Origin of the sequence: Streptomyces lydicus, assembly GCF_004125265.1 — a bacterium.
GTDB classification, from domain to species: Bacteria; Actinomycetota; Actinomycetes; order Streptomycetales; family Streptomycetaceae; genus Streptomyces; species Streptomyces lydicus_C.
The window spans coordinates 3,250,517-3,265,482 of the sequence record NZ_RDTE01000003.1; the positions used below are offsets into that span (position 1 = coordinate 3,250,517).

Annotated in this window: 12 protein-coding genes; 8 read left to right on the forward strand and 4 right to left on the reverse strand. The window is 72.7% G+C overall.

The genetic code is table 11. The features are described from left to right. The first annotated feature begins 45 nt into the window (after positions 1-45). Positions 46-1,815 carry an acetyl/propionyl/methylcrotonyl-CoA carboxylase subunit alpha gene (locus D9V36_RS16675; protein ID WP_129294473.1) on the forward strand — a complete coding sequence of 590 codons (1,770 nt, stop codon included), beginning with the start codon at positions 46-48 and terminating at the stop codon, positions 1,813-1,815. Between the two features lie 75 nt (positions 1,816-1,890). Here the strand turns inward: D9V36_RS16675 and D9V36_RS16680 are convergent, their stop codons facing one another. After that, entirely contained in the window at positions 1,891-3,075 is a 1,185-nt protein-coding gene (locus D9V36_RS16680; protein WP_129294474.1) for an alpha/beta hydrolase, read from the reverse strand. A 432-nt stretch (positions 3,076-3,507) separates the two neighbouring features. Here D9V36_RS16680 and D9V36_RS16685 point away from each other — a divergent pair, with 432 nt between their 5' ends. After that, entirely contained in the window at positions 3,508-4,068 is a 561-nt protein-coding gene (locus D9V36_RS16685) for a TetR/AcrR family transcriptional regulator (RefSeq protein WP_088802305.1), read from the forward strand. Between the two features lie 62 nt (positions 4,069-4,130). Here D9V36_RS16685 and D9V36_RS16690 read toward each other — a convergent pair whose 3' ends face one another. Both D9V36_RS16690 and D9V36_RS16695 read right to left on the reverse strand, forming a co-directional pair. Next, complete coding sequence (locus D9V36_RS16690) at positions 4,131-5,117, reverse strand: DeoR/GlpR family DNA-binding transcription regulator (protein WP_129294475.1); 987 nt, start codon at positions 5,115-5,117, stop codon at positions 4,131-4,133. A 320-nt stretch (positions 5,118-5,437) separates the two neighbouring features. Next, positions 5,438-6,883, reverse strand: a complete 1,446-nt coding sequence (locus D9V36_RS16695) for an NAD(P)H-quinone dehydrogenase (RefSeq protein WP_129294476.1) — start codon at positions 6,881-6,883, stop codon at positions 5,438-5,440. Between the two features lie 149 nt (positions 6,884-7,032). On the opposite strand from D9V36_RS16695, the gene D9V36_RS16700 reads away from it, so the two are divergent. From D9V36_RS16700 to D9V36_RS16710, 3 genes are all read left to right on the forward strand, one after another. Beyond that, on the forward strand, positions 7,033-7,470 hold the full coding sequence (locus tag D9V36_RS16700; protein ID WP_129294477.1) for a gamma-glutamylcyclotransferase: 438 nt from the start codon (positions 7,033-7,035) through the stop codon (positions 7,468-7,470). 180 nt (positions 7,471-7,650) lie between these two features. After that, the gene (locus D9V36_RS16705; protein WP_129294478.1) at positions 7,651-8,472 is read left to right on the forward strand and encodes a purine-nucleoside phosphorylase; all 822 of its coding nucleotides are present in this window, start codon (positions 7,651-7,653) and stop codon (positions 8,470-8,472) included. A gap of 305 nt (positions 8,473-8,777) precedes the next feature. Continuing rightward, positions 8,778-10,469, forward strand: coding sequence for a phospho-sugar mutase (locus D9V36_RS16710; RefSeq protein WP_129294479.1), 1,692 nt, complete (start codon positions 8,778-8,780; stop codon positions 10,467-10,469). A gap of 172 nt (positions 10,470-10,641) precedes the next feature. Here D9V36_RS16710 and D9V36_RS16715 read toward each other — a convergent pair whose 3' ends face one another. Further along, complete coding sequence (locus D9V36_RS16715; protein WP_129294480.1) at positions 10,642-11,271, reverse strand: PH domain-containing protein; 630 nt, start codon at positions 11,269-11,271, stop codon at positions 10,642-10,644. A gap of 225 nt (positions 11,272-11,496) precedes the next feature. Here D9V36_RS16715 and deoC point away from each other — a divergent pair, with 225 nt between their 5' ends. Genes deoC through D9V36_RS16730 form a run of 3 tightly spaced genes read left to right on the forward strand, consistent with a single transcriptional unit; the run spans position 11,497 to position 14,817 of the window. Beyond that, complete coding sequence (gene deoC / locus D9V36_RS16720; RefSeq protein ID WP_206739832.1) at positions 11,497-12,492, forward strand: deoxyribose-phosphate aldolase; 996 nt, start codon at positions 11,497-11,499, stop codon at positions 12,490-12,492. A gap of 7 nt (positions 12,493-12,499) precedes the next feature. Continuing rightward, the gene (locus D9V36_RS16725; RefSeq protein WP_129294481.1) at positions 12,500-13,951 is read left to right on the forward strand and encodes an aldehyde dehydrogenase family protein; all 1,452 of its coding nucleotides are present in this window, start codon (positions 12,500-12,502) and stop codon (positions 13,949-13,951) included. Continuing rightward, positions 13,951-14,817: an aldehyde dehydrogenase family protein gene (locus tag D9V36_RS16730; protein WP_129294482.1), complete on the forward strand. Its 867-nt coding sequence runs from the start codon at positions 13,951-13,953 to the stop codon at positions 14,815-14,817. The genes D9V36_RS16725 and D9V36_RS16730 overlap by 1 nt, the downstream gene beginning before the upstream one ends. Positions 14,818-14,966 lie beyond the last annotated feature (149 nt).

The window sequence follows — 14,966 nt, forward strand, 5'->3', positions numbered from 1 at the left end:
CGCCGCATCCATTTGTTACGGCGAAGCGCCAAGGAAGGACCCATCGTGCGCAAGGTGCTCATCGCCAACCGTGGCGAAATCGCTGTTCGCGTTGCCCGTGCATGCCGGGACGCGGGGATCGCAAGCGTGGCTGTCTACGCCGACCCCGACCGGGACGCACTGCACGTACGCGCGGCAGACGAGGCGTACGCCTTGGGCGGTGACACTCCTGCCACCAGTTACCTGGACATCGCCAAGGTCCTGGCCGCCGCCGCCGATTCGGGCGCGGACGCCATCCACCCGGGGTACGGCTTCCTGTCGGAGAACGCCGAGTTCGCGCAGGCCGTCCTGGACGCGGGGCTGACGTGGATCGGGCCGCCCCCGCAGGCCATCCGCGACCTCGGTGACAAGGTCGCAGCGAGGCACATCGCCCAGCGGGCCGGTGCGCCGCTGGTCGCCGGCACCCCCGACCCGGTCTCCGGCTCGGACGAGGTCGTGGCCTTCGCCAAGGAGCACGGTCTGCCGATCGCGATCAAGGCCGCCTTCGGCGGCGGCGGCCGTGGCCTGAAGGTCGCCCGCACCCTCGAAGAGGTCCCGGAGCTGTATGACTCCGCGGTGCGCGAGGCGGTCGCCGCGTTCGGTCGCGGCGAGTGCTTCGTCGAGCGGTACCTGGACCGCCCGCGGCACGTCGAGACCCAGTGCCTGGCCGACAAGCACGGCAACGTCGTCGTGGTCTCGACCCGTGACTGCTCGCTGCAGCGCCGCCACCAGAAGCTGGTGGAGGAGGCCCCGGCCCCGTTCCTGACCAAGGAGCAGAACGCCGAGCTGTACCGCGCCTCCAAGGCCATCCTCAAGGAGGCCGGCTACGAGGGCGCAGGCACCTGTGAATTCCTCGTCGGCCAGGACGGCACCATCTCCTTCCTGGAGGTCAACACCCGTCTCCAGGTCGAGCACCCGGTCACCGAAGAGGTCACCGGCCTCGACCTGGTCCGCGAGATGTTCCGGATCGCCGACGGCGAGGAGCTCGGCTACGACGACCCGGCCGTCCGCGGCCATTCGTTCGAGTTCCGCATCAACGGCGAGGACCCGGGCCGGGGCTTCCTCCCGGCCCCCGGCACGGTCACCGCCTTCGCCGCCCCGGCCGGTCCGGGCGTGCGCCTGGACGCGGGCGTGGAGTCCGGCAGCGTCATCGGTCCGGCCTGGGACTCCCTCCTGGCCAAGCTGGTCGTCACCGGCGCCAGCCGTGAGCAGGCCCTGCAGCGCGCCGCCCGTGCGCTGGCGGAGTTCACCGTCGAGGGCATGGCCACGGCCATCCCCTTCCACCGCGCGGTCGTCACGGACCCGGCGTTCGCGCCCGAACTCACCGGCTCCAAGGAGCCGTTCACGGTCCACACCCGCTGGATCGAGACCGAGTTCGTCAACGAGATTCCCCCGTTCGCCGCACCGGGCGCGGACGAGGCCGAGGCCGACTCCCGCGAGACGGTCGTCGTCGAGGTCGGCGGCAAGCGCCTGGAGGTCTCGCTGCCGTCCTCGCTGGGCATGCCGCTGGCCCGGGCCGCGGTCGCCGGCGGCGCCAAGCCCAAGCGCAAGGCCGCCAAGAAGTCCGGCTCCGCCGCCTCCGGCGACGCGCTCGCCTCCCCGATGCAGGGCACCATCGTCAAGGTGGCCGTCGAGGAGGGCCAGCAGGTCACCGAGGGCGAGCTGGTCGTCGTCCTGGAGGCCATGAAGATGGAGCAGCCGCTCAACGCGCACCGCTCCGGCACCGTCAAGGGCCTGACCGCCGAGGTCGGCGCCGCCCTCACGTCCGGCGCCGTGATCTGCGAGATCAAGGACTGACGCGACGGCATCCCGGCACAGTGCGCGAGGGGCCCCCGGCTGTCGGCCGGGGGCCCCTCGCGTCGTTCCGCACGGCTACGAGTTGCCCACCACGTCCTCCGGGAAGCTCAGCGACCGGCTCATCCACTCCAGCGTGGCGGGCAGTTCGCGCCGCCAGGTGGCGAAGTTGTGGCTGCCGTGGGCGAGGACGATCGAGTCCGCCTTCATCGGGGGCCGGACCGCGGCGAGGAAGGCCCGGGCCGCCGGGTAGTTCTTCTCACCGGTGCGGCTGGTGCCCACCAGGACGTCCACCCGGGGAGCGGGCAGCTGCCGCAGCCGCCACATCAGGTCGTGCTCCTGCCGGCGGCGGCCCCGGTCCCGCCCGTCCCCGAAGAGGTTGCCGGTCGTGGGGTCGTTGCTGACCTTGTAGTCGGGCGAGAGGGCGGCCGCCGAGGTGTACGTACGGTCGTGCCGCATGGCGAGCTGGAGGGCGCAGCTGCCGCCCGAGGAGTAGCCCATGACGCCCCAGCCGCCGGGGTCGTGGCCGACGCGGTAGCGGGACTTGAGCGCGTCCGGCACATCGCGGGCGAAGAAGGTCTCGGCCTGCGGGCCGCCCGGCACGTCGACGCACTGGGTGTCGCGCGGCGGCGCGATGGTGGGCCGCAGCATCACGATGACGGTCGGCTGTATCCGGCCTTCCCGGATCAGCCGGCCGGCGGTCTGCGGCAGCCGCAGGTGCTGGCCCAGCAGGAAGGTGCCGCCCGGATAGCCGCTGAGCGCGACGACGACGGGGAACCGCTGGCGGGCGTACTGGGGCTGGAAGTACTGCGGCGGCAGGTAGACGTACGCCGGGTCCACCGCCCGGGTCCGCTTTCCGACGATCCGTACGGACTCGACCTTGCCCACCAGGGACGGCTCCCCCTTCGGCAGACCGTGCACCTTGTCCAGCCCGTCCGCCCCCGAGGCCTGCACCAGCCCCTTCGACGGATCGCCGGCAGGACCGGCCGTCCCTCCGTCGCCCCATTTGCCGACGGCGGCCGGCGCATCGTCGTACAGCCCGAGCAGTTCGTGCCAGGAACCGTAGAACTGGAAATTGGCGTTCACCGCAAGCCCGAGCGCCGCCACGACGGCCAGCTGCGTCGCGGCGATCACCCCCAGCCGCCCCAGCACCGCCCGCGGCCCGCGCCCGGCGAACCGCGGCCACAGCCAGAGCGTGAGCCCCACACAGACCACGGCGACCGCGGCCACGGCATAGAACAGCGATCGGCTGGTCAGTCCCATGACTCTTCCCCAGATGTCCGCGCCGCGCTCCGCTCCCCCGCGGCCCGTCACGGCGTATTCCAGACCCTCCGGAAACCCCCGGAAGACCTCGTTGCGCCTGGTTTGATGACCACGCGCGGCGGGACGTTGCCGCCCCGGCACGGTGTTCGGCCGCGCGACCGGCGGGGGATGCCGGGGCTTCACGCCCGGTCCGCCGGACGGTCACCTGGCGGGCGGACCGGCCGGTTCAGGGGAGCGCTCGGACCACCCCGCCCTCTCACGTGCACACGGCACCGAGGCACCCCCCGAGCCCGCAATGGCATCCTGGACCCACCGGGCCGCGACCGGCCCGGTCGAGGGAGGACGGCGATGGGGACCGAGACGGCAGGGCAGCGGGAGTCGGCGCGGGGTCCGGTGGTGAGCGGGCCGGCGCGGACGCCGGAGGTGCGTCCGATGCGGGCCGATGCGCGGCGCAATTACGAGCGGCTGCTGAGCGAGGCCCGTACGGCCTTCACCGAGCACGGCACGGACACCTCGCTGGAGGACATCGCGCGCCGGGCCGGGGTCGGCATCGGCACCCTCTACCGGCACTTCCCGAACCGGACCGCGCTGATGGGCGCGGTCTTCCAGGGCGAGGTGGACGCCCTGCTGGCGCAGGCGAGGGAGCTCGCGGACGCGCCGCAGCCGTGCGCCGCGCTGGTCGAATGGCTGCGCGCGATCATCACCCACGCCAGTACCTACCGCGGGCTGTCGCGCGCGCTGATGACGGCATCGGCGGACGACAGTTCGGGGATGGCGCGGTGCAGCGTGCCGATGCGGGAGGCCGGGGACGCGTTGCTGACCCGCGCCCAGCAGGCCGGCGCCGTACGCCCCGATGTGAGCATCAGCGATCTGATGCAGCTGACCAACGGCATCTCACTGGCCGTGGAGGAGTCCCCGGACGACCCCCAGCTCGCCGACCGGCTGCTGACCCTCACCCTGAGCGGGCTGAAGGGCGGCGCGCGGAAGCCGTAGGGGTGTGACGACGGCCCCGGCCGGGGCGGCGCGCCCGGGCGGCGCGCCTCCGGCTCCTGGGGTCAGCGCCGTCGCGGGGCCAGGTCGGCGACCCGGCCGCCCGAGGCCTCGGACAGCGGGGTGGCCGAGCGGAGCTGTGGTCCGCCGCCCCCGCCGCCCGGCGCATGGCTGCGCCGCTGGCCCGGCAGCGGGACGTCCCGCCGGGGGCCTCTGCGGTCCCCGGCACCTCCCTCCATCCCGGGCTGCCCCGGACCGCGGCCCGTGGCCGAGCCGCCGGCGACGGCGATCTGCACGCCCTGGTCGGCCAGCGCCTGCAGCTCCGTGGCGGCGCGGTCGTCGTGGGCCGGCGGCTCGTCGGTGACGAGTCGCGTGATCACATCCGTCGGCACGGTCTGGAACATCGTGTCGGACCCGAGCTTGGTGTGGTCGGCGAGCACCACCACCTCCCCCGCCGCCTGCACCAGCGCCCGGTCGACGCTGGCGGAGAGCATGTTGGAGGTGGACAGGCCGCGCTCGGCGGTCAGACCACTGCCCGACAGGAAGGCGCGGGACACCCGCAGGCCCTGGAGGGACTGCTCGGCACCGCTGCCGACCAGCGCATAGTTGGAGCCGCGCAGGGTGCCGCCGGTCATCACGACCTCGACGCGGTTGGCATGGGCCAACGCCTGGGCGACCAGCAGGGAGTTGGTGACGACGGTCAGACCGGGGACCCGGGCGAGCCGGCGGGCCAGCTCCTGGGTGGTCGTTCCGGCGCCGACGACGATGGCCTCGCCCTCTTCGACGAAGCCGGCCGCGAGATCGGCGATGGCCGTCTTCTCCGCGGTCGCTAGATGGGACTTCTGTGGGAATCCGGATTCGCGAGTAAAGCCTCCCGGCAGGACCGCACCGCCGTGACGGCGGTCGAGCAGCCCTTCTGCCTCCAGCGCCCGCACGTCCCGCCGTACGGTTACTTCGGAGGTCTGGACGACGCGGGCGAGCTCCCGGAGCGATACGGCTCCATTGGCGCGCACCATTTCAAGGATCAATTGGCGACGTTCTGCAGCGAACACGAAACTGACAGTAACGCCAACGACCGTCTGTTTTCAGCAGGTTGCACCAATTAACGGAAGTTCTGCGCACCGCGGAGCGTGACGTGGTATGCGGTGTGCATATGTCGCGCGGATGCCGAACGGCCGTGCGGCGGGACCCGCTTGGCGCCTGGTCAGCCGCCGTGCGGGGCCCCCGCGGCGACGGTCCGGCGGACCGGACCGTCCCCCGGCCGGTGCCGGGACGTTTCATCCGCAGTGCTCAGCGGTGGCACAAACATTTCAATCGTCCGACCGCCGCCGTCCGTTTATCGCTCCGGTCGCCCCGGCGCCCCGCTGCCGGCCTACTCGCCGGCCGTCTTGCGGATGTGCAGCTGGCGGGCGACCTCGGCGAGCGAACCGGACAGCGACGGGTAGACCGTGAACGTGTTCGCGATCTGCTCGACGGTCAGATTGTTGTCGACCGCGATCGAGATGGGGTGGATCAGCTCACTGGCGCGCGGGGAGACGACCACACCGCCGACGACGATGCCGGTGCCGGGGCGGCAGAACAGCTTCACGAAGCCGTCGCGGATGCCCTGCATCTTGGCGCGCGGGTTGCGCAGCAGCGGGAGCTTCACGACCCGGGCGTCGATCCTGCCGCTGTCGACGTCGGCCTGGGAGTAGCCGACGGTGGCGATCTCCGGGTCGGTGAAGACGTTCGCGGAGACGGTCTTGAGGTTCAGCGGCGTGACCGCGTCGCCGAGGAAGTGGTACATCGCGATCCGGCCCTGCATCGCGGCGACCGACGCCAGCGCGAAGATGCCGGTGCAGTCGCCGGCCGCGTACACACCCGGGGCGGTGGTGCGGGAGACCTTGTCGGTCCAGACGTGGCCGGACTCCTTGAGCTTGATGCCGGCCGCTTCCAGGCCGATGCCCTCGGTGTTGGGGATGGAGCCGACCGCCATCAGGCAGTGCGTACCGGAGATCGTGCGGCCGTCGGCCAGGGTGACCTCGACGCGGTCGCCGACCCGTTTGGCGGACTGGGCCCGGGAGCGCGACATGACGTTCATGCCGCGGCGGCGGAAGACGTCCTCCAGGACGGCGGCGGCGTCCGGGTCCTCGCCCGGCAGCACGCGGTCACGGGAGGAGACGAGGGTGACGCGGGAGCCGAGCGCCTGGTAGGCGCCGGCGAACTCGGCACCGGTGACACCGGAGCCGACCACGATCAGCTCTTCGGGCAGCTCGTCGAGGTCGTAGACCTGCGTCCAGTTCAGGATCCGCTCGCCGTCGGGGAGCGCGTCGGGGATCTCACGGGGGTGCGCGCCGGTGGCGATCAGCACCGCGTCCGCGATCAGGCCCTCGGTCGTGCCGTCGGCGGCGGTGACCGTCACCTTGCGGGAGCCGTCCGGGGCCTGGCCCGGCTCCAGCCGGCCGCGGCCGCGCATGACCCGGCCGCCGGCGCGGGTCACGGACGCGGTGATGTCGTGCGACTGGGCGAGCGCGAGGCGCTTGACACGCCGGTTGACCTTGCCGAGGTCGACGCCGACGACCCGGGCGGGCCGGTCCTTGTACGGGGTGTCGTCCTCGACGATGATGCCGAGCTCTTCGTACGACGAATCGAAGGTGGTCATCACCTCGGCCGTGGCGATAAGAGTCTTCGACGGCACGCAGTCGGTCAGCACCGACGCCCCGCCCAGACCGTCGCAGTCGACGACGGTCACCTCCGCGCCGAGAGAGGCGGCCACCAGGGCCGCTTCGTATCCGCCGGGTCCGCCACCGATGATCACGATCCGAGTCACGTACTCCATTGTCCCGCACACCCGTGCGCCGCTCTCCCCCGGGGGCGGGCTGTGCCCTTCCGGCCCTCCGCGGGCGACCGGGGCGCGCCCGGCCGGGCCTCTTGTGCGAACCTCCGGTGCCACGGGCCCGGCGGTCAACCTCCCGTACCCTCGGAACCATGTCGCTCTACGCCGCGTACGCCGGCAACCTCGACGCGCGGCTGATGTCCCGCCGCGCACCGCACTCGCCGCTGCGCGGCACCGGCTGGCTGGACGGCTGGCGGCTCACCTTCGGCGGCGAGCAGATGGGCTGGGAGGGCGCGCTGGCCACGGTCGTCGAATCCCCCGGCTCGCAGCTCTTCGTCGCGCTCTACGACATCGCGCCCATGGACGAGGAGTCCATGGACCGCTGGGAGGGCGTGGGCATGGACATCTACCGCCGGATGCGGGTGCGGGCGCACACCCTCGACGGCGACGAGGCGGCGTGGATCTACGTTCTCAACGGCTATGAGGGCGGTCTGCCGTCCGCCCGCTACCTGGGCGAGATCGCGGATGCGGCGGAGTCGGCGGGCGCGCCGCACGACTATGTGATGGAGCTGCGCAAGCGGCCCTGCTGACGGGCGGCCCCAGCGGGCGCCCCGGCGGACGCGCGCCGGGCGCACCCCGGGACGCACCGCCGTACGGGTGCCGCGACGCGCCCGGGACGACACCTTCGGCAAAAGCCACAAGAGAACGATCCCGATACCGTGAGCAGAGGCATCTACGCGCGTAGGGGATTACCGGCTACCCTCGTCCGCGTGAACGCATCAGTTACCCCGGACATCGCCCGCGACCCGCAGGGCGCCGCCGCCGACGCCGCCGCCCGCCTGCGCCAGCTGACCGGCGCCGAGACCCATGACGTCGCCCTGGTGATGGGCTCCGGCTGGGCGCCGGCCGCCGAGGCCCTGGGCGCGCCCGAGCACGAATTCCCCGTCACCGAGCTGCCCGGCTTCCCGCCGCCGGCCGTCGCCGGACACGGCGGCACGATCCGCTCGTACCGGGTCGGCGACAAGCGGGCGCTGGTCTTCCTGGGCCGTACGCACTACTACGAGGGCCGTGGCGTCGCCGCGGTCGCGCACGGTGTCCGTACCGCCGCCGCGGCCGGCTGCAAGACCATCGTGCTCACCAACGGGTGCGGCGGTCTGCGCGACGGCATGCGCCCCGGCCAGCCGGTCCTCATCAGCGACCACCTCAACCTGACCGCCACCTCCCCGATCGCCGGCGCGAACTTCGTCGACCTGACGGACCTGTACTCGCCGCGGCTGCGCGCGCTGTGCAAGGAGATCGACCCGAGCCTGGAGGAGGGCGTCTACGCCCAGTTCCCCGGCCCGCACTACGAGACCCCGGCCGAGATCAAGATGATCCGGACGCTGGGCGCCGACCTGGTCGGGATGTCCACGGTCCTGGAGGCCATCGCGGCGCGCGAGGCCGGCGCCGAGGTGCTCGGGCTGTCGCTGGTGACGAACCTCGCCGCCGGCATGACGGGCGAACCGCTCAACCACGAAGAGGTGCTGCAGGCCGGCCGCGACTCCGCGACCCGGATGGGCAGCCTGCTCGCCCAGGTGCTCGGCAAGCTCTGAGGCGCCCCGGCACCCGGGCGCTCCGGCGCTCCGGCGCCGGCCCCGGGGCGATGACGGGCGACGGCCGCGGCGGGTGCGCGACACCCGCCGGGCCGCCCCGCCGCCACCACCGCACCGGCCGGGCCGCCCCACCGTGCGACGCCCCCGCACGCCGCCGTCCCCCGCACGCTGCCATCCAGCGGCATTGGCCGGTTCTGCGGCTCCCCTCATGCGCTGGGCGGGTATGCGTGACGAGCCGGGCGGGGTCCTCCCCCGGCAGCTGCCCCCAGCGCGCCCCCACCCGCATTCACCGTCAGGAGCATCACGTGGCTACCGATACCGCGGAGCTGATCAACCGGGCCCAGGCATGGCTGGCCGAGGACCCCGATCCGGAGACCAGGGAAGAGCTGGCCAAGCTCATCGAGGCCGCCGACGACCAGGAGATCGCGGCCGAGCTGGCCGCGCGGTTCGCCGGCACCCTCCAGTTCGGCACCGCCGGGCTGCGCGGGGAGCTGGGCGCGGGCCCGATGCGGATGAACCGCGCCGTGGTCATCCGGGCGGCGGCCGGTCTCGCCGCGTATCTCAAGGCACAGGGCGACGGCGCCGGGCTGGTCGTCATCGGCTACGACGCCCGCCACAAGAGCGCCGACTTCGCCCGCGACACGGCGGCCGTGATGGTCGGCGCGGGCCTGCGCGCCGCGGTGCTGCCGCGCCCGCTGCCCACCCCGGTCCTGGCCTTCGCGATAAGGCATCTGGGCGCGGTGGCCGGTGTCGAGGTCACCGCCAGCCACAACCCGCCGCGCGACAACGGCTACAAGGTCTACCTGGGCGACGGTTCGCAGATCGTGCCGCCCGCGGACGGCGAGATCGCCGACCGGATCGCCGCGGTCGGCCCGCTGGCCGGCGTGCCGCGCCCCGAGGCCGGCTGGGAAACCCTCGACGAGGCGGTCCTGAACGCCTATCTGGCGCGTACGGACGCGGTGCTGACGCCCGGCTCCCCGCGGGACACCAAGGTCGTCTACACCCCGATGCACGGCGTCGGCCGGGACACCCTGGTCGCCGCCTTCGCCCGCGCCGGGTTCCCGGCTCCGGTGGTCGTCACCGAACAGGCCGAGCCGGACCCTGACTTCCCGACGGTCGCCTTCCCCAACCCGGAGGAGCCGGGCGCGATGGACCTCGCGTTCGCCACCGCCCGTGACCGGGCCGCGGACGCCGACATCGTGATCGCCAACGACCCCGACGCGGACCGCTGCGCCGTCGCCGTGCCCGACCCCGCTGCGCCGGACGGCTGGCGGATGCTGCGCGGCGACGAGGTCGGCGCGCTGCTCGCCGCGCATCTGGTGAGCAAGCGCGCGTCCGGCACCTTCGCGACGACCATCGTCTCCTCGCAGCTGATGTCCCGTATCGCGGCCGCCTCGTCGCTCCCGTACGAGGAGACGCTGACCGGCTTCAAGTGGCTGGCGCGGGTGGACGGCCTGCGGTACGCCTTCGAGGAGGCGCTCGGCTACTGCGTCGACCCGGAGGGCGTGCGCGACAAGGACGGCATCACCGCCGCGCTGCTGATCACCGAGCTGGCCGCGGAGCTCAAGCAGGCCGGGCGCACCCTCTCCGACCTGCTCGACGACCTGGCGCTGGAATTCGGGCTGCACGCCACCGACCAGCTCTCGGTCCGCGTGGAGGACCTCTCGCTGATCGCCGGTGCCATGCGCACCCTGCGCGAGCAGCCGCCGGCCGCGCTCGCGGGCCTGGCCGTGACCCGGGCCGACGACCTGAACCGGGGGACGGAGACCCTGCCGCCGACCGACGGTCTGCGCTACTACCTCTCCGGCTCGCCCGAGGCCGGTATCGAGGCCGCCCGCGTGGTGGTCCGTCCCAGCGGCACCGAGCCCAAGCTCAAGTGCTACCTGGAGGTCGTGGTGCCGGTGGCCTCTCCCGAGGCGCTGCCCGACGCCCGGACGAAGGCCGCCGCGGCGCTGGCCTCCCTCAAGCGGGACATGGCGGCGGCGGCCGGAATCTAAGGGGTTTCCCGGGGGTCCCTAAGGAGTTCCGGGGGCTCCCTAGGGGGTTCCCCGGGCCTTAAGGGTTTCCGGGGTGCTCCCTAGGAGGTTTCCCGGGCCCTCCGGGTTTCCCGGGGGCCGTCCGGGGTCATCTCAGGGGTTTGCTGAGGGGCGGGGCGACGGCGCGCCGCCCCTACAGCGCCACCATCACGGCCAGCCCGGCCGCGCCCACCACGGCCGGCGCAATGATCGCGTACGCCCAGCGCACCACCGGCTCGCCCTGGGCGCTCTCGCGGCCCGCTGCGCGCTCCCGGACCTCACGGAGCTCCGCGAGTGCCTGGTCGGCCACCGCGAGCGGCACCGGGCCGCCGTCGCCGGCCTGCGGTCCGAACCGGGGGCCGGGCGTGGCGCCCCGCCGTGCCTGCCGGCCGACCTTCTTGCGCTGCCGCAGCGAGACCGGGATCGCCCACAGCTGGTACGTCGTGCCGGAGCTGCTGACCGCCTCGGTCGAGAACGCCGCGCGCAGCGTCTCCACCGCACCCCACGGCAGCGTGACCGTACGGAACGGATTGCGCACCGTCAGCCGGTCATCGCCCGCCCGCACCAGCGGCCGCAGGGTGTAGGCGACCACCAGCGGTACACCGAGGAGCAGCGCGAAGACCGCCATGAGCTTGGTGTGCGCGACGCCCCGCAGCAGCGCGTCGCCGCCGAGCCAGCCGCCGAGCACGAGGAGGAGTACACCGCCCGCGAGGGCCGCGGGCGAGCGGTAGCTGCGCTCCGCGTACTGCTGTGGGGGCGGGGTGGACCGGTCCTGGCTCGTCATGCCGCCGATTCTGCCTGACCGTCCGCATGCCGGACATTGCGTTACGGCATCATTCGCCTGCGGGGCGGGGAGCGCCCCGGACCCCGGGTACGGTCGCGTCCGGCGCCGGTGGCCTGGCATACGGGGCCGCCTACGTCCGTTCTCCTCCGGCCCCACCCGGCCGGATTCGGACAGCCGAAGGGGATGACATGGTGCTACGCGCGTAGATATGCTCACCTCGTGACCATGCCCATCACTGTTCCCGCATACGGCAAGGAAGCCGCGGGGCGTCTGGCGTCAATGGCGGACGTGACCGCCGACGACGGTGCGCTGCGCCGCTTCCTCCACGGCCTCCCCGGCGTCGACGCGGTCGGCCTCGAAGCCCGCGCCGCCGGCCTCGGCACCCGCTCGATCAAGACGACGGCGAAGGCGTACGCCATCGATCTCGCCATCTCGATGATCGACCTGACGACGCTCGAAGGGGCGGACACCCCGGGCAAGGTCCGGGCGCTGTGCGCCAAGGGCGTCCACCCGGACCCCACCGACCGCACCAGCCCCAAGGTCGCGGCGATCTGCGTCTACCCGGACATGGTCGCCACCGCCAAGGAGGCCCTCGGCGACTCCGGTATCCACGTGGCGTCCGTCGCCACGGCCTTCCCGGCCGGCCGCGCCGCGCTGCCGGTCAAGCTCGCCGACACCCGGGACGCGGTCGCGGCCGGCGCCGACGAGATCGACATGGTGATCGACCGGGGCGCCTTCCTCTCCGGCCGCTACATGGACGTCTTCGAGGAGATCAAGGCCGTCAAGGAGGCGTGCGCGCTCCCCGATGGGGGCGCGGCCCACCTCAAGGTCATCTTCGAGACCGGCGAGCTCCAGACGTACGACAACGTCCGCCGGGTCTCCTGGCTGGCGATGCTCGCGGGCGCCGACTTCATCAAGACCTCCACCGGCAAGGTCGCCGTCAACGCGACCCCGCCGGTCACCCTCCTGATGCTGGAGGCGGTCCGCGACTTCCACGCCGCGACCGGTGTCCAGGTCGGGGTGAAGCCGGCCGGCGGCATCCGGACGACCAAGGACGCGATCAAGTACCTGGTCATGGTCAACGAAACCCTCGGCGAGCCCTGGCTGACCGCCGACTGGTTCCGCTTCGGCGCCTCCAGCCTCCTCAACGACCTGCTGATGCAGCGCCAGAAGCTCAGCAGCGGCCGCTACTCCGGCCCCGACTACGTCACGGTGGACTGAGGCTCCCATGACCTTCGATTACGCACCCGCACCCGAGTCCCGCTCGGTCGTCGACATCGCGCCGTCCTATGGCCTGTTCCTCGACGGCGAGTTCGTCCCGGCCTCCGACGGCAAGGTCTTCAAGACCGTCTCCCCGTCGACCGAGGAGGTCCTCTCCGAGGTCGCCCAGGCGAGCGCCGAGGACGTCGACCGCGCCGTGAAGGCCGCCCGCAAGGCCTTCGAGAAGTGGTCCGCGCTGCCCGGCGCCGAGCGCGCCAAGTACCTCTTCCGGATCGCCCGGCTCCTCCAGGAGCGCTCGCGCGAGCTGGCCGTGCTGGAGTCGCTGGACAACGGCAAGCCGATCCGCGAGTCCCGGGACGCCGATCTGCCGCTGGTCGCCGCGCACTTCTTCTACTACGCGGGCTGGGCCGACAAGCTCGACCACGCGGGCTACGGCGCCGATCCGCGCCCGCTGGGCGTCGCCGGCCAGGTCATCCCCTGGAACTTCCCCCTCCTCATGCTGGCGTGGAAGATCGCCCCGGCGCTGGCGACCGGCAACACCGTCGTCCTCAAGCCCGCCGAGACGACCCCGCTGTCCGCCCTGTTCTTCGCGGACATCTGCCGCCAGGCCGGCCTGCCCAAGGGCGTCGTCAACATCCTCACCGGCGACGGCTCCACGGGCGCCTCGCTGGTCGGGCACCCCGGCATCGACAAGGTGGCCTTCACCGGCTCCACCGAGGTCGGCAAGGCGATCGCCCGTACGGTCGCCGGCACCGACAAGAAGGTCACCCTCGAACTGGGCGGCAAGGCGGCGAACATCGTCTTCGACGACGCGCCGCTCGACCAGGCCGTCGAGGGCATCGTCAACGGCATCTTCTTCAACCAGGGCCACGTCTGCTGCGCGGGCTCGCGCCTGCTGGTCCAGGAGTCGGTGGCCGACGAGCTGCTGGACGCCCTCAAGCGCCGGATGCGGACCCTGCGCGTGGGCGACCCGCTCGACAAGAACACCGACATCGGCGCCATCAACTCCGCCGAGCAGCTGGCCCGGATCACCGCGCTGGCCGACGCGGGCGAGGCCGAGGGCGCCGAGCGCTGGTCGCCGTCCTGCGAGCTCCCCTCGTCCGGCTACTGGTTCGCCCCGACGCTGTTCACCGGCGTCACCCAGGCGCACCGCATCGCCCGCGAGGAGATCTTCGGCCCGGTGCTGTCCGTGCTGACCTTCCGCACCCCCGCGGAGGCCGTGGAGAAGGCCAACAACACCCCGTACGGGCTCTCCGCCGGCATCTGGACGGAGAAGGGCTCGCGGATGCTGTGGATGGCGAACAAGCTGCGTGCGGGCATCGTCTGGTCCAACACGTTCAACAAGTTCGACCCGGCCTCGCCCTTCGGCGGCTACAAGGAGTCGGGCTACGGCCGCGAGGGCGGCCGGCACGGTCTGGAGGCGTACCTCGCCCCGTCGAGCCCGGAGGGCGCGCGCTGATGAACACCGTTGACCGCTTGAGTGTGCTCAAGACCTACAAGCTGTACGTCGGGGGCAAGTTCCCCCGGTCCGAGAGCGGGCGGGTGTACGAGGTGACCGACTCCAAGGGCGCATGGCTCGCCAACGCGCCGCTGGCCTCCCGTAAGGACGCCCGGGACGCGGTGGTCGCCGCCCGTAAGGCGTTCGGCGGCTGGTCGGGCGCCACGGCCTACAACCGCGGGCAGATCCTCTACCGCGTCGCCGAGATGCTGGAGGGCCGCCGCGACCAGTTCACCGCCGAGGTGGCCGCCGCCGAGGGCCTGTCCAAGGCGAAGGCCGCGGCCCAGGTGGACGCGGCCGTCGACCGCTGGGTCTGGTACGCGGGCTGGTCCGACAAGGTCGCCCAGATCGCCGGCGCCGCCAACCCGGTGGCCGGCCCGTACTTCAACCTCTCCTCCCCCGAGCCGACCGGTGTGGTCGCGGTCCTGGCCCCCCAGGACTCGTCGTTCCTCGGTCTGGTCTCGGTGATCGCCCCGGCGATCGTCACCGGCAACACGGTGGTCGTAACGGCCGCCGAGGGCGCCCCGCTGCCCGCCCTCTCGCTGGCCGAGGTGCTCGCCACGTCCGATCTCCCGGGCGGTGTGGTCAACATCCTCTCGGGCCGCACTGCGGAGCTGGGCGCTCCGCTCGCCGCCCACCAGGACGTCAACGCCCTCGATCTCGCGGGCGCCGACGACGGGCTGGCGACGGAGCTGGAGAAGGCCGCGGCCGACAACCTCAAGCGGGTGCTCCGCCCGGGGACGGTGAACTGGACCGCCGACCCCGGCACCGGCCGCATGCTGAGTTTCCTGGAGACGAAGACGGTCTGGCATCCGATGGGCGTTTAGGCCCGAGGAACGGCTGCTCCGGTCCCGTTCCGGCGGGCTTGCGGCAGTCTTACGGCGCACCGTCACCAATGCCCTTGTGGGGCCCCGCTTTTGGGCGGGGCCCCACACTGCTGTCCGCATCTTTCACTACTATTGACCCGCCGCACGAC

What these genes read in the sequence shown, in the direction of transcription:
- D9V36_RS16680 (WP_129294474.1), bottom strand. Translation starts at nt 3,075, where the DNA reads ATGGGACTGACCAGCCGATCGCTGTTCTATGCCGTGGCCGCGGTCGCC.
- D9V36_RS16685 (WP_088802305.1), top strand. Translation starts at nt 3,508, where the DNA reads ATGCGGGCCGATGCGCGGCGCAATTACGAGCGGCTGCTGAGCGAGGCC.
- D9V36_RS16695 (WP_129294476.1), bottom strand. Translation starts at nt 6,883, where the DNA reads ATGGAGTACGTGACTCGGATCGTGATCATCGGTGGCGGACCCGGCGGA.
- D9V36_RS16700 (WP_129294477.1), top strand. Translation starts at nt 7,033, where the DNA reads ATGTCGCTCTACGCCGCGTACGCCGGCAACCTCGACGCGCGGCTGATG.
- D9V36_RS16715 (WP_129294480.1), bottom strand. Translation starts at nt 11,271, where the DNA reads ATGACGAGCCAGGACCGGTCCACCCCGCCCCCACAGCAGTACGCGGAG.
- deoC (WP_206739832.1), top strand. Translation starts at nt 11,497, where the DNA reads ATGCCCATCACTGTTCCCGCATACGGCAAGGAAGCCGCGGGGCGTCTG.
- D9V36_RS16725 (WP_129294481.1), top strand. Translation starts at nt 12,500, where the DNA reads ATGACCTTCGATTACGCACCCGCACCCGAGTCCCGCTCGGTCGTCGAC.
- D9V36_RS16730 (WP_129294482.1), top strand. Translation starts at nt 13,951, where the DNA reads ATGAACACCGTTGACCGCTTGAGTGTGCTCAAGACCTACAAGCTGTAC.